This is a genomic window from Methylomagnum ishizawai (genome assembly GCF_900155475.1).
Lineage (GTDB): Bacteria > Pseudomonadota > Gammaproteobacteria > Methylococcales > Methylococcaceae > Methylomagnum > Methylomagnum ishizawai_A.
This window is the reverse complement of record NZ_FXAM01000001.1, coordinates 4,231,534-4,249,420: the sequence shown is the minus strand read 5'-3', so window position 1 is coordinate 4,249,420 and position 17,887 is coordinate 4,231,534. Positions and strand designations below refer to the sequence as shown.

General features: G+C 63.3%; 18 protein-coding genes. 17 read left to right on the top strand and 1 reads right to left on the bottom strand.

Features of this window, described 5'->3' with window-relative positions:
• Window positions 1-92 precede the first annotated feature (92 nt).
• The 7 genes from cas1 to xth all read left to right on the top strand — a co-directional run bounded on the left by cas1 (window position 93) and on the right by xth (window position 7,819).
• Entirely contained in the window at window positions 93-1,043 is a 951-nt protein-coding gene (gene cas1 / locus B9N93_RS19080) for a CRISPR-associated endonuclease Cas1 (protein ID WP_085215806.1), read from the top strand.
• Window positions 1,040-1,318 carry a CRISPR-associated endonuclease Cas2 gene (locus B9N93_RS19075; protein ID WP_085215805.1) on the top strand — a complete coding sequence of 93 codons (279 nt, stop codon included), beginning with the start codon at window positions 1,040-1,042 and terminating at the stop codon, window positions 1,316-1,318. Before cas1 ends, B9N93_RS19075 begins: the two co-directional genes overlap by 4 nt.
• 274 nt (window positions 1,319-1,592) lie before the next feature.
• Window positions 1,593-1,913, top strand: a complete 321-nt coding sequence (locus tag B9N93_RS19070; protein ID WP_176225333.1) for an STIV orfB116 family protein — start codon at window positions 1,593-1,595, stop codon at window positions 1,911-1,913.
• A gap of 84 nt (window positions 1,914-1,997) precedes the next feature.
• On the top strand, window positions 1,998-2,210 hold the full coding sequence (locus B9N93_RS19065) for a hypothetical protein (protein WP_085215803.1): 213 nt from the start codon (window positions 1,998-2,000) through the stop codon (window positions 2,208-2,210).
• Window positions 2,211-2,214: 4 nt separating this feature from the next.
• Window positions 2,215-3,444: a TIGR02221 family CRISPR-associated protein gene (gene csx2, locus B9N93_RS19060; RefSeq protein WP_085215802.1), complete on the top strand. Its 1,230-nt coding sequence runs from the start codon at window positions 2,215-2,217 to the stop codon at window positions 3,442-3,444.
• A 390-nt stretch (window positions 3,445-3,834) separates the two neighbouring features.
• A complete protein-coding gene (locus B9N93_RS24965; RefSeq protein WP_125469064.1) occupies window positions 3,835-6,918 on the top strand; it encodes a class I SAM-dependent DNA methyltransferase in 3,084 nt (1,027 codons plus the stop codon).
• Window positions 6,919-7,048: 130 nt separating this feature from the next.
• Window positions 7,049-7,819 (top strand): exodeoxyribonuclease III, encoded by a 771-nt coding sequence (xth, locus tag B9N93_RS19045; protein ID WP_085215801.1) that lies wholly within the window; start codon window positions 7,049-7,051, stop codon window positions 7,817-7,819.
• Between the two features lie 25 nt (window positions 7,820-7,844).
• On the opposite strand, the gene lpxD is transcribed toward xth, so the two are convergent.
• Complete coding sequence (gene lpxD, locus B9N93_RS19040) at window positions 7,845-8,906, bottom strand: UDP-3-O-(3-hydroxymyristoyl)glucosamine N-acyltransferase (protein ID WP_085215800.1); 1,062 nt, start codon at window positions 8,904-8,906, stop codon at window positions 7,845-7,847.
• 298 nt (window positions 8,907-9,204) lie between these two features.
• Here lpxD and gspE point away from each other — a divergent pair, with 298 nt between their 5' ends.
• From gspE to B9N93_RS25740, 10 genes are all read left to right on the top strand, one after another.
• Window positions 9,205-10,938 carry a type II secretion system ATPase GspE gene (gene gspE, locus B9N93_RS19035; protein WP_085216340.1) on the top strand — a complete coding sequence of 578 codons (1,734 nt, stop codon included), beginning with the start codon at window positions 9,205-9,207 and terminating at the stop codon, window positions 10,936-10,938.
• Window positions 10,939-10,942: 4 nt separating this feature from the next.
• A complete protein-coding gene (locus B9N93_RS19030) occupies window positions 10,943-12,160 on the top strand; it encodes a type II secretion system F family protein (protein WP_085215799.1) in 1,218 nt (405 codons plus the stop codon).
• 201 nt (window positions 12,161-12,361) lie between these two features.
• On the top strand, window positions 12,362-12,799 hold the full coding sequence (gene gspG / locus B9N93_RS19025) for a type II secretion system major pseudopilin GspG (RefSeq protein WP_085215798.1): 438 nt from the start codon (window positions 12,362-12,364) through the stop codon (window positions 12,797-12,799).
• A gap of 83 nt (window positions 12,800-12,882) precedes the next feature.
• The gene (locus tag B9N93_RS19020; RefSeq protein ID WP_254899438.1) at window positions 12,883-13,362 is read left to right on the top strand and encodes a GspH/FimT family pseudopilin; all 480 of its coding nucleotides are present in this window, start codon (window positions 12,883-12,885) and stop codon (window positions 13,360-13,362) included.
• Window positions 13,352-13,762: a type IV pilus modification PilV family protein gene (locus tag B9N93_RS19015; RefSeq protein ID WP_085215797.1), complete on the top strand. Its 411-nt coding sequence runs from the start codon at window positions 13,352-13,354 to the stop codon at window positions 13,760-13,762. Before B9N93_RS19020 ends, B9N93_RS19015 begins: the two co-directional genes overlap by 11 nt.
• Window positions 13,759-14,400 carry a prepilin-type N-terminal cleavage/methylation domain-containing protein gene (locus B9N93_RS19010; RefSeq protein ID WP_176225332.1) on the top strand — a complete coding sequence of 214 codons (642 nt, stop codon included), beginning with the start codon at window positions 13,759-13,761 and terminating at the stop codon, window positions 14,398-14,400. The genes B9N93_RS19015 and B9N93_RS19010 overlap by 4 nt, the downstream gene beginning before the upstream one ends.
• A gap of 4 nt (window positions 14,401-14,404) precedes the next feature.
• Window positions 14,405-15,343 carry a type II secretion system minor pseudopilin gene (locus tag B9N93_RS19005; protein ID WP_085215795.1) on the top strand — a complete coding sequence of 313 codons (939 nt, stop codon included), beginning with the start codon at window positions 14,405-14,407 and terminating at the stop codon, window positions 15,341-15,343.
• A 91-nt stretch (window positions 15,344-15,434) separates the two neighbouring features.
• Window positions 15,435-16,607 (top strand): PilN domain-containing protein, encoded by a 1,173-nt coding sequence (locus B9N93_RS19000; protein ID WP_085215794.1) that lies wholly within the window; start codon window positions 15,435-15,437, stop codon window positions 16,605-16,607.
• Window positions 16,576-17,166: a type II secretion system protein GspM gene (gspM, locus tag B9N93_RS18995; RefSeq protein ID WP_254899437.1), complete on the top strand. Its 591-nt coding sequence runs from the start codon at window positions 16,576-16,578 to the stop codon at window positions 17,164-17,166. Before B9N93_RS19000 ends, gspM begins: the two co-directional genes overlap by 32 nt.
• A gap of 2 nt (window positions 17,167-17,168) precedes the next feature.
• Entirely contained in the window at window positions 17,169-17,867 is a 699-nt protein-coding gene (locus tag B9N93_RS25740) for a hypothetical protein (protein WP_085215792.1), read from the top strand.
• The last annotated feature ends 20 nt before the right edge of the window (window positions 17,868-17,887 follow it).

Sequence of the window (17,887 nt, the reverse complement as noted above, 5' to 3'; positions counted from 1 at the left end):
ACCGTTCACAAGCTTGTGAAACCTCCCGCCCGCCCCCGATAGGCGTCTAATAAGCCCCGTGGTTTCCATCACGGCAAAATGCGGAGGTAAACATGTTGTTGATCCTGGACCGTCCCGGTTTGTCGCTCGGCTACGAGCGGGCTTCGCTATTGATCCGCGACGAGGACGGGCGCAAACGCTCGGTCCCGGTCCGGCAACTGGAGCGGGTGGTGGTGGGGCCACGGCTGGAATTGGGCGCGGGAGTCCTCGGCCTCCTGGCCCAGCACGGCGTGCCGCTGCTGGTTCTCAACCACCGCCACCCGGAACGCACGGCGGAACTGGTCGCCTACCGCCACGGCGACGCCCGCCGCCGCCTCGCCCAATACGCCCTGTTCCAGCAGCCGCAACTGCGGGAACGCTGGGCGCGGGGCGTGGTGGCGCTCAAGGTCCAGCGCCAACGGGCCTTGCTGGCGCGGGCGCGGGAGGAACGTCCCGGCCTGCGGCTGGGTCCGGTGCTGCGGCGGCTGGAAGCCCTGGAACAGCGCCTCGCCACGGAAACGGAAGGCCGGTCCTTGGCTTCCTTGCGCGGTATCGAGGGGGCGGCGGGCGCGGCGTTTTTCGAGGGCTATGGCCAGTTGTTCGCCCCGGCCCTGGGCTTCGAGGGACGGCGGCGGCGTCCGCCGCCCGATCCGGTCAACGCCTGCCTGTCGCTGGGCTACACCCTGCTGCACGCGGAAGCGTCCGGGGCGGCGCGGGTGGCGGGGCTCGATCCGATGCTGGGCGGTTTCCACGAACCCAGCCACGGCCAGGACGCCCTGGCCTCGGACCTGGTGGAACCCTTGCGCCCGGCGGTCGAGGGCTGGGTGTGGGAGTTGTTCCGCGCCCAAACCCTGCGCCGCGAGCATTTCCAGGTCGAGGACGGCGCTTGCCTGCTGCGGCACCACGCCCAGGCGGTGTTCTACGAGGCGGCCCATGAAAAACTGCGGGTCTGGCGGCGGGTGTTGCGGGGCTACGCCCGGCGGTTCGCGGCCCTGTTGCCCGCCCCGGCGGAGTCCGCGCCATGAGCCGGGAGCGCCGCCCGGTCTTGATCTGCTACGACATCGCCGACCCCAAACGTTTGCGGCGGGCGTTCCGCGACCTGCGGGACGTGGCCTTGCCGGTGCAGAAGTCGGTGTTCGTGGCGGACTTGACCCAGGCCGAGCTGGACCGGGTGTGGCGGCGGTTGGGGGAATACCTGGACCCCGCCGAGGACAAGCTGCAAGCCTTCGCCCTGCGCGATGCCGCCCGGCCCCGGAGCCTCGGGCGGGCGGTGGCCTTGGCGGATACCTGGGTGGTGTAAGCTATGCGGGCGGGAGGTGGCGACCTCGCCAACAAAATCAAGGAGATGGCAAAAGTCAAGGGATGGCGTGAAAAAAGTTCCGGCAAGCGGGCCGGGACGAGTGTGAACCCCCTCTGTAAGTCGTTGATTCCAGGCGGGTTTTTAGGGGGGGTCGGTCTGAATGATGCCCTGTTATTGAAGGGATTAAGACTGGTTGCTGTCGGCGAAGCGGGTGGAAATGGATTGTCTGAATGATGTCCTGTTATTGAAGGGATTAACCGAAGGGAATAGCAAAATGCGGAAATATTTGCTCAACAGCCCGGTCTTGACGGATTTCGGCCTGTGGCGGTTCGAGGGGCCGCTGTCGCTGGACCAAGCCCGCGCCTGGGCCGGGCCGGAGGTGGTGTCGGCCATCGGCCACGCGGCCACGGCGGCGCTGCTGGGCGAACTGCTGGGCCATCCGGTCGAAGCCCGCCGGGTCCAGGTGGCCCTGGCACCGGGCGACCAAGCCCTGGTGTTCCGCCTGCTCGGACGCCTCCCGGAAGGGGCCGCGCTGGACCACGCCGCCCTGGCCCGCCTGCCCTGGCAACTCGGCCTGCTGTCCCGCCTCGCCTGAACCCATCCCCACAAGCTTGTGTACCCAGCCACGACGGGCAGGAACGCGGACAATCTCCCCATCGCCACACCGGAGGACTCCACAATGCCCGTTCCCGCCGTCCCCTTGCTGCTGCAAGCCGCCCGTATCGTCGTCATCCCGCTCAATCCCGCCGCCGCCTTGGCGCTCAGCGTCGTGACTGTGGCCGGTGCCCTGGCCTGCAAGATCGCGACCCAGAAAGCCCCGCTCAAGCGGGTCCGCGTCGGCGACTTCCTGGACGCCGAGTTCCAGGACCGCGACGATTCCACCCCGGAGTGACCCCATGGCCCGAATCCTCGTCAGCTTCCTCGGCAAGGTCGCCAAGGACAAAGGCGGCACTTATAAAACCACCGCCTACGACCTGGACGGCCAAACCTACGCAACCCCGTTCTTCGCCCTGGCCCTGACCCGCCACCACGCCGCCGACACCCTCCGCATCCTCGGCACCGCCGGGAGCATGTGGGACGTGTTGTCGGTCGAGCTGGAACCGGATTCCATCGATTCCCCGGCCTGGGACGCCCTGGAACGGGCCGTGGCCGCCGACGCCGTGACCCAGGACCACCTGGATGCCGTGGCCCCGTTGCTGGACCGTCCGGGCCGACCCCGCCACCAACTGCGGCTGATCCCCTACGGCGCGGACGAGCGCGGACAGGTCGAAATCCTCCGCATCCTGGCCGAGGGCTTCGGGCCGGGCGACCGCCTGTTGCTGGACGTGACCCACGGCCTGCGCCACCTGCCGATGCTGGGGCTCATCAGCGCGTTCTACCTGCGGGCGGTGGCGGGAGCGGAGGTCGGCGGCATCTACTACGCGCCCTACGAGCGCGAACGCGAAGGTGCTACCCCGGCGCTGCGACTGGACGGCCTGATGAACCTGTATGAATGGCTCAGGGCGCTGGAATGCTTCAACAAGGACGGGGATTACGGGGTGTTCGGCGGACTGCTGCAAGCCGACGGGCTGCGCGGCGATCTACTGACCGAGGCGGCGTTCCTGGAACGGGTGGCGGTCGCCCCCAACGCCAAGCGCAAGCTGGATTCCTTCATGCAGGACCAGGGCGAACCGGCCAGCCCGGCGGGGCGGCTGTTCCTGCCGGTCCTCGAACAGCGCATCGACTGGCGCAGGGGTCGCGACCGCGCCGCCTGGGAGGGACGGCTGGCCCGGAACTACCTGGAACGCGGCGACTACCTCCGCGCCGCGCAATTCGGCTTCGAGGCGCGGATTTCCGGGCGGGTGATCGGGAACCGGGGCGATCCCGGCCACTACGACCGGGACCGGCAGGACGCCGAGATGGAATTGGAGCAACGCACCAAGGACGACCGCCTGAACCCCCAAGCCCCCGGCAACTTCATCACCCTCAAGAACCTCCGCAACGCCCTGTCGCACGGATTGCGGGCCAAGGTGGACGCGCCGGGTTTCGCAACCCGGAAGACCGCCGAGTTCATCGAACACCTGCTCGGGGACGAGGCCAAGTTGCGGGACTGGCTGACGGCGTGCTTCCGGGATTTGCCGGGCTGAGGCGCGTCCGGCGCTGGCCGTGGGTTTCCTGGGGCCGCTCCGAACTGTACTCCGCAATTTGCCCCGCGCCCGCGTCCCTCCCGCCACCGCCAAGCGGCCATAGCGCAATAAAGCGAACCCGCCCTACCCGTTAGAAAACGTTCGTTTTCCAACAGTCTGAAAAGGGCCGTTTTTAGGTGTTGTAAATATAGGGTTTTTCATTTCTGACAGGCAAAAATAAATAACACCCTTTTCCAACAGTTCCGGGAAGCCACCGGGGCGGCTCCAAGACACCGGCCCCGCCCGCTGGCTTCCTGGGACGGGCACCGCACCGCCCAAAGTCCCGCACCGCCCCCGTGCTATCGTATCCCACCGCTACACCCCGCCCCCATGACCATCGCACGAGGCACCATGACCCCCGAAGCCTTCATCCAAAAGTGGCAAGCCGCCAAGACCAAGGAAAAATCCGCCGCCCAAGAGCATTTCATCGACCTGTGCCGGTTATTGGGCGAAGCCACGCCCAACGAAGCCGACCCGGACGGGCTGTGGTTTTGTTTCGAGAAGGGCGCGAAGAAAACCGGGGGCGGCGATGGTTGGGCCGATGTGTGGCGGAAGGGGTGTTTCGGCTGGGAGTACAAGGGCAAGGGGAAAGACCTGCAAGCGGCCCTGAAGCAGTTGCAGGGCTACGCGCTGGCCTTGCAATCGCCGCCGCTGTTGATCGTGTCCGACCTGGAAACCCTCGTGATCCATACCGCCTTCACCAACGCGGTACAGGAAACCCACGCCATCGCCCTGGACGATCTGCGGCAGCCGGAAGCCCGGCAAAAGCTGAAATGGGCCTTCACCGACCCGGAACGCCTGCGGCCCGGCCAAACCCGCGAAGGCTTGACGCGGGCGGCGGCGGAACAATTCGCGGCGCTGGCCCTGGCGCTGCACCAGCGCGGTTTCGAGCCGCACCGGGTGGCGCATTTCCTCAACCGGCTGTTGTTCTGCCTGTTCGCGGAAGATTGCGACCTGTTGCCCAAGGCTTTGTTTTCCCGGTTGTTGGAAAATGCCGCCAAGCATCCAGACCGTGGAACTTCGCTGTTGAAGAACCTGTTCCAGGCCATGGCGGAAGGCGGGGATTTCGGGGTGGACATCATCGATTGGTTCAACGGCGGGCTGTTCAACGATGCCGACACCCTGCCCTTGACCGGGGCGGAGTTCAAGCAGCTATCGGCCTTGTCGCGCCTGGATTGGAGCGCCATCGAACCGGCGATTTTCGGCACCCTGTTTGAACGGGGCTTGGACCCGGCCAAGCGTTCGCAGTTGGGGGCGCACTATACCGACCGGGCATCCATTATGCGCTTGGTCGATCCGGTGATCCGGGAACCCTTATTGGCCGAATGGGAAGCGGTCAAGGCGGACATCCAGAAGGACAAAACCAAAGCCCGGACCAAGGCGCAGAAAGCCTATATCGGTTTCCTGGAACGCTTGAAGAATTTCCGGGTACTCGACCCGGCTTGTGGCTCGGGGAATTTCCTGTATCTGGCTTTGCAAACCTTGAAGGACTTGGAACACCAAGCCATTTTGGAAGCGGAAACCTTGGGTTTGCCCCGGCAGTTTCCCGCCGTGGGGCCGGAAGCGGTCCACGGGATCGAATTGAACCCCTATGCGGCGGAATTGGCCCGCGTCACGGTGTGGATTGGGGAAATCCAATGGATGATCCAGCATGGCTATAACCTGACCAAGAATCCGATTCTGCGCCCGCTGGATACCATCGAACAGCGGGACGCGGTATTGAACGCGGACGGGACCGAAGCGGCATGGCCGGAAGCGGATGTGATTATCGGGAATCCGCCGTTTTTGGGTGGTTCCAAATTGTTGGGTTCACTTGGCGAGGAATATACCCACCGTTTGCGGGCGTGTTATCAAGGCCGGGTTCCGGGTGGGGCCGATTTGGTTTGTTATTGGTTCGAGAAGGCACGGGCGCAGATCGCGGCGGGGAAAACCCAGCGGGCCGGGTTGGTTTCGACCAATAGTATCCGGGGCGGGGCGAACCGGAAGGTTTTGGAGCGGATTTTATACGGTACAATCGAAGCGGAACACAACGGAGGACGTTATGGCGACGGTAACTTTCGACACCTTGGAATTGACGGAATCGCTCAAAAAAGCCGGGATTCCGCAGGAGCAAGCCGAGGCGGTGGTGCGGGCCATCGCCAAAGCCCAGGATCAACTGGTCACGAAAACGGACCTGGATTCGGCGCTGGCTCCGATCCGCACCGACTTGGCGGTGCTGAAATGGATGCTGGGGATGTTGCTGGCGGGCGTGGCGTCGCTGGTGCTGAAGGCTTACTTCTGAACCGGCTGGCGATTTTCAACGCTTGGAGCGATGAGCCTTGGATTAACGAAGGCGCGGCGGTGCGGGTGAGTCTGATTGGGTTTTGCCGCAAACTAGAAGCTTCCAAAATAAGCTTAAATGGAAAATATGCCGAAGAAATCTACTCCGATTTGACGGCGGCATCGGAAGGGACTGAAAACCTGGATTTAACTCAAGCCAAACCCATCAGCACAAATTTTAGAATATGCTTCATGGGTGCCTCAAAAAAAGGGCCATTCGATATTCCAGGGGAATTAGCCCGCACATGGCTCGAACAGCCCAATCCTCATAGTCAACCAAATAGCGATGTTTTACGGCCATTATGGAATGGATTGGATTTAACCCGACGGCCCAGAGATATTTGGGTTATCGATTTCGGCGTGAACATGGACGAGCGAAATGCGGTTTTATATGAAGCTCCATATGAATACGTCCTCAGAACTGTAAAGCCCATCAGCGAAAAAAACCGGGATGCGGTCGTAGCACGGAGCTGGTGGCGATTGGCCCGTCCACGCCCGGATTTGCGGGACGCCTTGCGTGGATTATCCAGGTATATTGCAACGCCAGAGGTTGCAAAATATCGCTTATTCGCCTGGATGAATTCCGCTGTTCTCCCGGATCAAAAATTATATGCCATCGCCCGCGCCGACGATGCGATTTTCGGGGTTTTACATTCAAGATTCCATGAGTTATGGTCGTTAGCGGTATGTACTTGGCACGGCGTCGGCAACGACCCACGCTATACCCCCACCACCACCTTTGAAACCTTCCCCTTCCCCGAAGGCGTCCTAACCCACGAAAACCCGGACGCCGCTTTCCCCGCCATCGCCGAAGCCGCCAAGCGCCTGCACGCATTGCGGGAAAGCTGGCTCAACCCGCCCGAATGGACCGAGCGCGTGCCGGAAGTGGTGCCGGGCTATCCCGACCGCATCCTCCCCAAGCCGGGCCACGCAGCCGACCTGAAAAAGCGCACCCTGACCAACCTCTACAACACCCGCCCCGCTTGGCTGGATAACGCCCATAAAGCCTTGGATCAAGCCGTGGCCGCTGCCTACGGCTGGACCGACTACACGGAGGCCATGCCCGACGCGGAAATCCTGGGGCGGCTCTTGAAGCTCAACCTGGAACGGGCGTGAGGGGGCGGAACCGTGGGCGCTGGCCGGGGCTTTCCTGGCACCCCACCGCCCCGTTTCTGTGTAGCTAGATGCGTAGCTAGAAAAAATCATTTGGAAATAAATTTTTATAAATCAATTATTTAGGTGATAGATGAAAATAGCGGCCTGGAACGTGAACTCCCTCCGCGTGCGCCTGCCCCACGTCCTCGACTGGCTGGCGCGGGAACAGCCCGATGTGCTGGCCTTGCAGGAAACCAAGACTGAAAACGCCAACTTTCCCGTCGCCGCTGTGGCCGGGGCCGGTTATCGCTCGGTCTACAGCGGGCAGAAGACCTATAACGGCGTGGCGGTGCTGAGCCGTTCCGATATGTTGGACCCGGTGACCGATATCGAGGGGCTGGACGATCCACAGCGGCGCATCCTGGCCGTGACCGTCGATGGCGTCAGGATCGTGGATTTGTACGTGCCGAATGGCAGCGAGGTCGGTTCCGACAAATACGCCTATAAGCTGGATTGGCTGGCGAAGGTGGGGGCGTGGCTGGAGGCCGAGTTGGCGCGCCATCCGCGCTTGGTGGTGCTGGGCGATTTCAACATCGCCCCGGAAGACCGCGACGTGCACGACCCCGAGGCGTGGCGCGACAAAATCCTGTGCAGTGGGCCGGAGCGGGCGGCGTTCCGGGCTTGGCTGGATTTGGGCCTGCGCGATACCTTCCGGCAGTTCGAGCAGCCCGAGAAGAGCTTTTCCTGGTGGGATTACCGGATGAATGGCTTCAAGCGCAATTTGGGGCTGCGCATCGACCATATCCTGGCGAGTGGGGGATTGGAGTGTTTATCTTGCCGGGTGGATACCGGGCCGCGTGGTTTGGAGCGGCCTTCGGACCATGCGCCGGTGGTGGCGGAACTCCGGGTGGGGGCGGAATAGCGCAGCGTATTCCGCCGTTGCTGGCTTACGGTTTAGTCAACTCCGCCAACTTTTTCTCCACCGCCTTCAACCGCGACCACACCTCATGCAAACGGGCGGCGACGGCCATGTTCTTGAGGTACTGCTGCAACGGCTGGGCCGGGCCGCCCGCATACATGCCGGGCTGTTTGATGCTGCTGTTAAGCCCCGCCCGGTGCAGCAACACCACGTCGTCGGCCACGGTAATATGGTCCAGTGTCCCGGTTTGGCCCGAGGCGATGACCCGCTTCCCGAACTTGGTGGAACCGGAAATCCCGGTATGGGCGCAGAGGATGCAGTCCTCGCCGATCTCGACGTTATGGCCGATATGGCACATGGCGTCGATCACCGCCCCGGCCCGGATGAGCGTGGCCCCATAGGTGGCGCGGTCGATATTGGTGTTGGCCCCGATCACCACCCGGTCCTCGACGATCACCTTGCCGGTATGGGGGATGCGGTGATTGCGGCGCTTCTCGTCCTGGGCGAAGCCGAAACCTTCCGAGCCGATCACGCAGCCCGCCTTGAGGATCACATCGCTGCCGATTTCGCAGTTGTAGCCCACGGTGCAGCCGGGATGCAGCACGGTGTTGGCCCCGATCTTGGCCCCGCGCTCGATGACCACGTTCGCCATCAAGACCACCCGACCCCCCAATTCCACATCCTTGCCCACCACCACGCCGGGACCGATCAAGGCGTCCTCGGGCACGGCCACGCTGTCATGGATGACCGCGTTCGGGTGGATGCGCGGCCATTCGCTGTCGCGCACATCGCGGTCGGCGTAGGCTTGTTTCAGAAGGGCGATGGCGAGCCGGACATTGGGCGCGACCAGGACGGCGAGTCCCTCGATATCCCCCAACTCATCGGCGATGGCGGCGGGCGCGACCACGGCGGAAGGCGGTTGCTGGCGCACCCTGGGCAGGTATTTGGCATGGTCCACGAACACCAGATCGCCCGCCGCGCATTCCTCGATGGGGGCGATGCGGCGGATGGGCCGGTCCCCGCCCCGGTGTTCGGCGATGAGTCCCCGCGCCTGGAATTCCTGGAAGATGGCCGAAGGCAGTATGTTCATGATGACCTGGGTTGGGTTCGTTGGCGACGGCGGCAATGATAAGTAGCCCCAAGAGGCATGGGCAACCGTTTTCGTCCGGCGGGCCTGCGGCATGGCGTCGCGGGCGGGTTTCCGGGGCGGGATGTGGTTTAATAATCGTCCGCTACCCTGTCCCGGTGTTTGGGTGTTTTAAGTCCACTTTAAATCGCCATCCCGGAAAATACCGACCCCGTTCCCATGCCCGCCCCGAGCGTCGGCACCAACCGAGAGATTTCCCCCTGTGGCCATCGCGACCCCGCTTCCCGAACCCGCCGAAACCTTGCCGGAAATCCCGGCCGAACTCCCCCCCGAAACCGGGCAGGCCCATCCCTACGACCGCTTCGCCCGCGAGTTGGTGGGCCGCGGCAAGGTGCGCGAGGCCGAGATCGTCCGCGCCAAACGTCTCGCGGCCCAGACCGACGAGCAGCGTATCCCGGCCTTGTTGGTCAAACTGGGCGTGGTGTCGGAGCGCGACGCGGCGGAGGCGCTGGCCGAAGTGAGCGGTTGCCCGCTGGTGGCTCCGGTCGATTTCCCGGAGGCTTCGCTGATGCCGGAGACGGTTTCGATCCGCTTCCTCAAGGAAAACCATGTGGCTGGCATCGCCGTTCGCGACGAGGGTTTGGCGGTGGCGGTGATCGATCCGTTCGATCAGGAATTGCTGGACGCCCTGGCCCTGGCCTGCGACCGCCCGATCCTGCCCCATGTCGGCCTGCAATCGGAAATCGACCGCGCCCTCGAAACCCAGCATGGTCCCGGCAAAACCCTGATGGGCGAGATCGTCGAGCATTTCGGCAGCGACGAGGATATCGACGAGGCCGATGTCGAGCATCTCAAGGATTTGGCCTCGGAAGCGCCGGTGATCCGCATGGTGAACCTCATCATGCAGCGGGCAGTGGAATCGCGGGCCTCGGATATCCATGTCGAGCCGTTCGAGGAACGCTTGAAGGTCAGGTTCCGCATCGATGGCGTGCTGCGCGAGGAGCAAGCCCCGCCGGTGCGTTCGACCGCAGCCGTGATTTCGCGCATCAAGATCATGGCCAAGCTCAACATCGCCGAGCGCCGGTTGCCGCAGGATGGCCGGATCAAGCTGCAAGTGGTGGGCAAGGAGTTGGACTTGCGTATTTCGACCGTGCCGACCATGTACGGCGAAAGCGTGGTGATCCGCTTGCTGCACAAGGAAAGCATTAAGTTCGATTTCGGCGCCTTGGGTTTCGAGGGCGAATCGCTCAAGCGTTTCATCGATGTCTTGGAAATGCCCCACGGCATCCTGCTCATCACCGGCCCCACCGGCAGCGGCAAAAGCACCACGCTCTACACCGCCCTGCATAAGATCAACACCCCCGAACGCAAGATCATCACCGTGGAAGACCCGGTGGAATATCAGTTGGAGGGCATCAACCAAATCCAGGTCAAGCCGCAGATCGGCCTGACCTTCGCCAGCGCCCTGCGCTCGATCATGCGCCAAGACCCCGATGTCATCATGATCGGCGAAATGCGCGACCTCGAAACCGCCCGCATCGCGGTGCAATCGGCCCTGACCGGGCATTTGGTGCTTTCGACGCTGCACACCAACGACGCGGCCGGCGGCGTCACCCGTTTGATGGATATGGGGCTGGAGGATTACCTGATTTCCTCCACCGTCAACGGCATCCTGGGCCAGCGTTTGGTGCGGCGCTTGTGCCAGCATTGCAAGGAAAGCTATCCGGCCCTGCCGGAGATGGTGCAGGAAATGCGCTTGCAGCGGTTTTCGTCCGGGGGCCGGGTGATGCTGTATCGCGGCAAGGGCTGCGAGGCTTGCGATAACACCGGCTACCGGGGCCGTTTGGCGATCCAGGAATTCCTGGTGATGACCGATGCCCTGCGCCGCTTGGTGATGAACCACGCCCAGGCCCGCCAGATCGAGGAACAGGCTTTGACCGAGGGGATGCATACCATCTACGAGGATGGTTTGCGGAAGGCGGTCATGGGCTTGACCACGGTGGAGGAGGTGTTGCGGGTGACTTCGGATACTTAAACCCATGCCCCTCTACATCTACAAAGCCGTCAACCGCGAAGGCGAAACCATCGAAATGGAGCGCGAAGCCGCCGACGAAACCGCGCTGCTCATGCTCTTGCAAAACGAGGGCTTGTTGCCCATCCGCATTTCCCCGGCCAAATCGCGGCCCTTGGCTTGGCTCAAACTCGGGCGCAGCCGCTCGCGCATCTCGCAGAAGCAAATCGGCTTGATGACCCGCGAGTTGCTGACCTTGCTGCAAGCCGGCCTCCCGCTCGACCGCGCCTTGGTGGTCCTGCTCGAACTTACGTCCAGCGAACCCGACCTCAACGCCATGCTCGGCAAAGTGTTGGACGCGGTGAAGGGCGGCAAACAGCTTTCCGACGCGCTGGAAGCCCAGAACGGCGTGTTCTCGCGGTTTTATCTCAACCTGATCCGGGCGGGCGAAGCGGGCGGTGCCTTGGAAGTGGTGTTGGAGCGCCTGACCGAATACCTGGACCGCTCCAAGGAACTGCGCGATACCGTCACCACGGCGATGATCTATCCCGCCATCCTGGTGCTGATGGCGATGGGTTCCCTGCTGTTGTTGCTGGCTTTCGTGGTGCCGCAGTTCACCGAGATGTTCGAGAGCGCGGGCAAGGAATTGCCGGTGCCGACCCAGATCGTGGTGGGGGCGGCGGATTTCATCCGGGGCTATTGGTGGACCTTGGTGCCGCTGGTTTTCGGGGCCACCAGTTTTGTGCGCTATCAAAAGGCCGACCCGGTGCGGCGCTTGGTGTGGGATGGTTGGATGTTACGGCTACCGCTGTTCGGCGATTTGATCATCAAATTCCAGGTCGCGAGTTTCAGTCGCACGCTCTCGACCCTGCTCACCAACGGCGTGCCCTTGCTGGGAGCGTTGACCATCGTGCGCGATACCCTGGATAACCGGCTGGTGGCGGAAAAACTCGGCCTCGCCGCCGAAAGCCTGAAACGCGGCGGCGGACTCACCGCGCCCTTGATGGAGGCCGAATTATTCCCCTCGCTGGCGATGCAGATGATCAAGCTGGGCGAGGAATCCGGCCATCTGGCCGAGATGCTGGAACGGGTGGCGACCACCTACGACAAGGAAATCAAGATTTCCATCCAGCGGCTCTTGGCCTTGTTGGAGCCGGTGTTGATCGTGGGCCTGGGGATCATGATCGGCGGGATCATCGTCTCGATCCTGATGGCGATCTTGAGCGTCAACGATCTAGCTTTTTAAATGGGCGCTGATTGACAATAGCGGGTCTGTTTAAGTGTCCTTTAAGTTTGTCCGGCTTTTAATCCTTAGGTATTTTGCCTAGTTGCGTTCGATGTGGCCCGCCGCCCCGGACGTATAGCCAGCCGGTCGGACTGCCCGCCCCGCGGTTTTTGCGCGGACTGTTTCCATCGTTCAGTCTTCTTCAGTTCATCCATGATTCCTATGCACAAGCCTTCGCGACAAAAGCGCTTTCAGCGCGGTTTCACCCTGATCGAACTCTTGGTGGTGCTGGCCATCATCGGCTTGTTGGCCGGTTTGGTGGGGCCGCAGGTGATCAAGCACCTGGGCGAATCCAAGACCAAGACCGCCCGCTTGCAGATCGAGGAATTGTCCTCGGCCCTGGATATGTACCGCCTGGACGTGGGCCGTTATCCGCCCACCGACGAAGGACTGGCGGCCCTGGTCGAACAGCCCGCTAGCGCCAAGTTCTGGAACGGTCCCTATCTCCGCAAAAAGAAAGTCCCGCTCGATCCCTGGAACAACCCCTTCCACTATGTGGCTCCCGGCCAGCACGGCGGCAAGTTCGATGTGTTCAGCTTGGGTTCGGATGGGGCCGAGGGTGGAGATGGCGAAGACCAGGACATCGTGAGTTGGGAATAGCCCTCCGGTTCCCGTGATGATTCCGATGCGTTCCCGCCCCACTATCGCGACAGCGGCCCGGCGTTCCCGGCGGGTACCCGCGTGTGGCTAGGCGGCGTGGCTCCGGCCCGGTGGCTTGGGGCTTCACCCTGCTGGAAATGCTGCTGGCCCTGGTCATCGCCGGTTTGCTGATGGCCGTGGTCCTGCCCAATTTCGCGCCGCTGCTGGGGCGGGCGCAGCTTTATTCCGCCGCCCGCGACGTGGCTTCGGCCTTGCGCCATGCGCGGGGGCAAGCTTTGATCCGGGGCAAGGAAGCCACGTTCGAACTGGAAATCGACAACCACCGCTACCGGGTCACGGGGCGCAACAAGTCCTATAGCCTGCCGGGCACGGTCGATCTCAGCCTCTACACCACCGCGAGCGAAACCCTGGACGAGGGCACCGGGCGCATCCGTTTCTTCCCGGATGGCTCGGCCACCGGCGGGCGTGTCACCCTGGTGGGCGGCGGGCAGAAGCGCTATGTCGATGTCAGTTGGCTGACCGGCGAGGTGAAAATCCGCGAGGACGCCGACGATGAGGATTGAGCGCGGCCAGCGCGGCTTTTCCCTGATCGAGATTTTGGTGGCGTTCTCGATCATGGCGCTGACCTTGGGCGTCTTGCTGCGCATCTTCGGCGGGGCCGGGCGCATCGCCGCCACGGCGGATGAATATTCGCGGGCCATCGTGGTGGCGGAATCGATGTTTGCCGGCCTCGGGATCGAGACGCCCCTGGAGCCGGGCGAAACCCAGGGCGAAATCGGCGAAGCCTACCACTGGACCTTGAAGGTCGAGCCCTATCCCTTCGAAGGCGAGAACGTCAATATCGGTTTCAAGCCCTATTGGGTGACGCTGAGCATCGAATGGGGCGACGAAAACGATCCCCGCGCCTTCGATCTCACCACCTTGCGCTTGTTGCAGGACAAGCCCGCCGGGAGCGTGCGATGAACGCGCGGCGACAGGCCGGTTTCACCCTGCTCGAAGTCATCATCGGCGCGACCTTGCTGTCGATCATGATGCTGCTCCTGACCGGGAGCCTCAGGATCAGCGCGGAAAGCTGGGACGCGGGCGAGGAGCGCATGGCCAAGGCCAGCCGCATGTTCGTGGTGCTGAATTTCCTGCGCGGCCATATGGGCGGTTTGTTGCCGGTGGCGGGTACCCGCAAGGATGGCGAGATCGATTTCGCCTTCAAGGGCGGGCCGGATTCCTTGGAATATGTGGCGGCCTTGCCCGAGCAGGTCAAGGTGGGCGGGCTGTACCGCTTCCGCTTGTATGTGTCCAGCGCGGGAGGGCATAAAGACCTCCGGGTCGCCATCATCCCGCACAAGGTCGGCGGCGAGCAGGACAGCAAGGCCGAGCCGCTGGACGACCTGCCCTTGGTGGAGAAGGTCGAGGCGGTCAAGCTGTCCTACCTGCCCCTGGTGGTCCAAAACAACAATCCCTTGGGGGAGCGGATCGCCGTGAAATGGAACTTCGAATGGCAGGAGCCGCAATTGCCCGCGCTGGTCCGGCTGGAAATCACGCCCGAGAACGAAGACCCCTGGCCGGCCTTGGTCATCGCCCCCAAAATCCAGATGTTGAGGTAGCCGGGTGCCGCATGTTCCTCCCCTCCGCCAGCGGGGTCTGGCCCTGATCCTGGTGCTATGGGTCATCACCCTGATGACCATCATGGCGGGGAGCTACGCCCTCAGCACCCGGCGCGAGGCGGCGTTGCTGACCCATGCCCACGAACGCGCCAAGGCCGTGGCCCTGGCCGATGGCGGCGTCCATTACGCCATGCTGATGCTGATGTTGCCCAATCCCAAGCTGCGCTGGCGGGCCGATGGCACCGAGTATGTGTGGGGTTCGGAGCAGGCCAGGGTGCGGATCCGCGTCTACGACGAGGGCGGCAAGGTCGATCTCAACGCCGCGACCCCGACCACTTTGCGCGGCCTGTTCAACCTGCTGCTGCACGACGACGACAAGGCCATGGCCCTGGCCGACGCCATCCAGGATTGGCGCGACCCGGACGATTTGAAAGGGATGCACGGGGCCGAAGCGCCCGAATACGAGGCGGCGGGCCTGAAGACCTTGCCGCAGAACCGCAATTTCCTGGTGTTGGAGGAATTGCGCGGGGTGCTGGGGATGACGCCGGAACTGTACCGCAAGCTGCAACCCTGGCTGACCCTGTATTCGAGCCAGGATGGCCTGAATCCGGCCAAGGCCTCGCGGGAAGTGCTGTCGGCCTTGCTGAACGGCGACCAGGGGGCGCTGGAAACCTATCTCATGCAGCGCTCCCAGGCCCAGGTCGGCGCACCGCCGCCCCCCCCACCGCCGCCGCCGCCCGGCCTCAAATTCCATCAGGTCGGGGATATGTCCTACACGGTCGAGGCGGCGTCGGAATTCGCCGACCAACCGGGGTCCGGGGTGCGGGCCACGATCAAGCGGGGGCGGGGCATGGATGGCTCGCCGTTCACCTATCTGACGTGGCGGGCCAGGACCACGCCGCCACCCAAGCTGGGCCAAGAACCCAACCCGGCCGGGGAGTAGGGTGGGCATGTATTCATGCCCACCGTCCGCCGGTTCCCAAGCGCCGCTCGGGAACCGGCGCAATCTGGAAACAGCCTGCTAGCGCGATACCATGCTGAAACTCGACACCGCCATAGATTGGGATTTCCATAAGTTCATCCGCTGGTGGACCGGCGAACTGGCGTTCCTGGTGCCCACCCCGGTGCAAAAGCTGCTGGGGGCCGCCACCGAATACGTGGTGCTGCGGCGGGGCGACGACGGCTTGTCCATCGCCCATCTCGGTCCCGAGGGCGAGCGCCCCCTGGGCCATTACGCCCTGGACGAGGACGGGTCGCGGTCGCGGGAGCGCTTGTTGGAAGCCCGGCCCGAACTGGCCGAAACCCAGGTGCTACTGCGCTTGGCACCGGGGCAGGCGCTGTGCAAGACCCTGAAATTCCCCATGGCGGTCGAGGAGAACTTGGGGCAGGTCTTGGCCTTCGAGATGGACCGCCTGACGCCGTTCAAAAGCGACCAGGTCTATTACGGCTACCGCATCGTCTCGCGCTGGCAGGCCACCCGCCAAATCGGCGTGGAATTGATCCTGACCCCCAAGGCCAAACTCGACGCCGCGCTGGACGATCTGGCGGTGTGGGGTTGGCGGCCCGATTGGGTGGATTTGGCGGGCCACGCGCCGCCGGGCACTTATAATCTCCTGCCGGAAAAATACCGGACCTCCGGCAGCCGCTGGCCGCGCATCGCCAATATCGCCCTGGGAACCCTCATCCTATTGCTGGTCGGGGCGCTGTTGGTCCAGCCCATCCTGAGCGCCGGTTCGGTCGCCGAGGATTTGGAGGAGCGGGTCAGGAAGGCCAACAAGACCGCCAAGGAAGTCGAGGCGCTGCGCCAGGAAACCGACAAACTCCTGCACCAGACCCGGTTCCTCCAGGACAAGAAACGCAGCGAGCCGGTCTTGATCGACATGCTGGAAGAACTCAGCCGGGTGATCCCCGACAACACCTGGCTCAACGGCTTGCAGTACAAGGACCGGCATATCGTGATCCAGGGGCAATCGCCTTCCGCCTCCAGCCTCATCGAGGTGATCGAGGCGTCCGGTCACTTCAAGAACACCAGCTTCGTTTCCCCGGTGACCAAGGACACCGGCAGCGGGTTGGAACGCTTTCAAATCGCCAGCGACGTGGTCAATGGGAGGTTCTCTGAAAACCCCGCTCCTGAAAAATCAGCGCCCGAACCTCAAGTTCAACCTGAACCTGAACTTGAATCTGAACCAGCCGATCAGGATCAATAAATCCCGCCTCGCGGCGCTGGGTTTGTTGTTCGGCGTGCTGGCCGTGGTGTATTTCGCCTGCCTGGCTCCCTTGCTCGGCCTGGCCCGCGAATACGGCGAGAACATCGAGGAATTGCAATTCCGCCTGACGCGGCTGTCCAAGATCGCGGCGGAAAAGGAAGGCTTGGTCAAGCGCCTGGAAGTCATCCGGGCCGAGGGCGAGCAGGACGACAGTTTCCTGGCGCGTTCCACCGCTGCCCTGGCCTCCGCCGAATTGCAAACCCAGATCAAGGGCGCGGTGAGCGAGGCCGGCGGCGAATTGACCAGCACCCAGGTGATCCCCGAACACATCGAGGAGAACTTCACCCGCGTCGCGGTCAAGGTGCGGATGAACGGCGGCACCAATGTGCTGCGGCAGGTTTTGCACAATTTCGAGTCGGCCAAGCCCTCGCTGTTCATCGAGAACCTCAACATCAGGCCGATCCGGGTGCCGCGCAACCCCATGGCCAAAGGCCCGCAAACCCTCCCCGACAAGCTGAGCGTCGATTTCGACGTGGTCGGTTATATGCGGACACAATAGACATGCTGAAACTGCCGCGCGAATACGTATTACCCGCGATCCTGGCCGGGATCGCCTTGGTCCTGGGCTTCATCGTGGCGTTGGAGGCGCTGGTGCTGGACCGCAAGCGCCAGGCCGCCCTGGTCCAGCACCAATCCCAGGCCGCGCCCCCGATGGAAACCGGCAGCGGCGGCCCCGCCAGCCTGGAATTGCCACCGCTGGACGATTACCGGCAAATCGCCGACCGGCCCTTGTTCATGGAAAGCCGCCGTCCCGGCATCGACATGAACGAACCGCCGCCACCGCCCGAGGTTCGCAAGATGCCCATGACCCTCAAACTCGTGGGCATCGTGCATACGCCCGAAGGCAAGAAAGCGCTATTGGTCGATGCCAAGGGCAAATATAAGCGGCTCAAGGCACAAGATACCCTCGACAGTTGGACCCTGGTCGATGTGGGTGTGGACCGGGTGGTTATGCAGCAGGGCCAGGATAACCAGGAACTGCCCTTGCTCAAGAAGAAACCCAAGGCGGCGGTACCACCGGGCCAACCCGGCCCGCCGGGCCAACCCCAGGTCCAGCCCGCGCCGGGCCAGCCGCCCCGGCCGGGGCGGCCTCCCATGCCGGTTCCCCAACCCGTGGAAGAGCCGGAGGAAGAACCCATGCCTCCCGAGGAGGAGGACACGGGCGTCGAGGAAGAATACAGCGGCGGTCCAGGGGATTAGCGGCGGCGTAGGCAGTTTCG

Coding starts and splice junctions, on each gene's coding strand:
- cas1 (WP_085215806.1), top strand. CDS start 93: ATGTTGTTGATCCTGGACCGTCCCGGTTTGTCGCTCGGCTACGAGCGG.
- B9N93_RS19075 (WP_085215805.1), top strand. CDS start 1,040: ATGAGCCGGGAGCGCCGCCCGGTCTTGATCTGCTACGACATCGCCGAC.
- B9N93_RS19070 (WP_176225333.1), top strand. CDS start 1,593: ATGCGGAAATATTTGCTCAACAGCCCGGTCTTGACGGATTTCGGCCTG.
- B9N93_RS19065 (WP_085215803.1), top strand. CDS start 1,998: ATGCCCGTTCCCGCCGTCCCCTTGCTGCTGCAAGCCGCCCGTATCGTC.
- csx2 (WP_085215802.1), top strand. CDS start 2,215: ATGGCCCGAATCCTCGTCAGCTTCCTCGGCAAGGTCGCCAAGGACAAA.
- B9N93_RS24965 (WP_125469064.1), top strand. CDS start 3,835: ATGACCCCCGAAGCCTTCATCCAAAAGTGGCAAGCCGCCAAGACCAAG.
- xth (WP_085215801.1), top strand. CDS start 7,049: ATGAAAATAGCGGCCTGGAACGTGAACTCCCTCCGCGTGCGCCTGCCC.
- lpxD (WP_085215800.1), bottom strand. CDS start 8,906: ATGAACATACTGCCTTCGGCCATCTTCCAGGAATTCCAGGCGCGGGGA.
- B9N93_RS19030 (WP_085215799.1), top strand. CDS start 10,943: ATGCCCCTCTACATCTACAAAGCCGTCAACCGCGAAGGCGAAACCATC.
- gspG (WP_085215798.1), top strand. CDS start 12,362: ATGCACAAGCCTTCGCGACAAAAGCGCTTTCAGCGCGGTTTCACCCTG.
- B9N93_RS19015 (WP_085215797.1), top strand. CDS start 13,352: ATGAGGATTGAGCGCGGCCAGCGCGGCTTTTCCCTGATCGAGATTTTG.
- B9N93_RS19010 (WP_176225332.1), top strand. CDS start 13,759: ATGAACGCGCGGCGACAGGCCGGTTTCACCCTGCTCGAAGTCATCATC.
- B9N93_RS19000 (WP_085215794.1), top strand. CDS start 15,435: ATGCTGAAACTCGACACCGCCATAGATTGGGATTTCCATAAGTTCATC.
- B9N93_RS25740 (WP_085215792.1), top strand. CDS start 17,169: ATGCTGAAACTGCCGCGCGAATACGTATTACCCGCGATCCTGGCCGGG.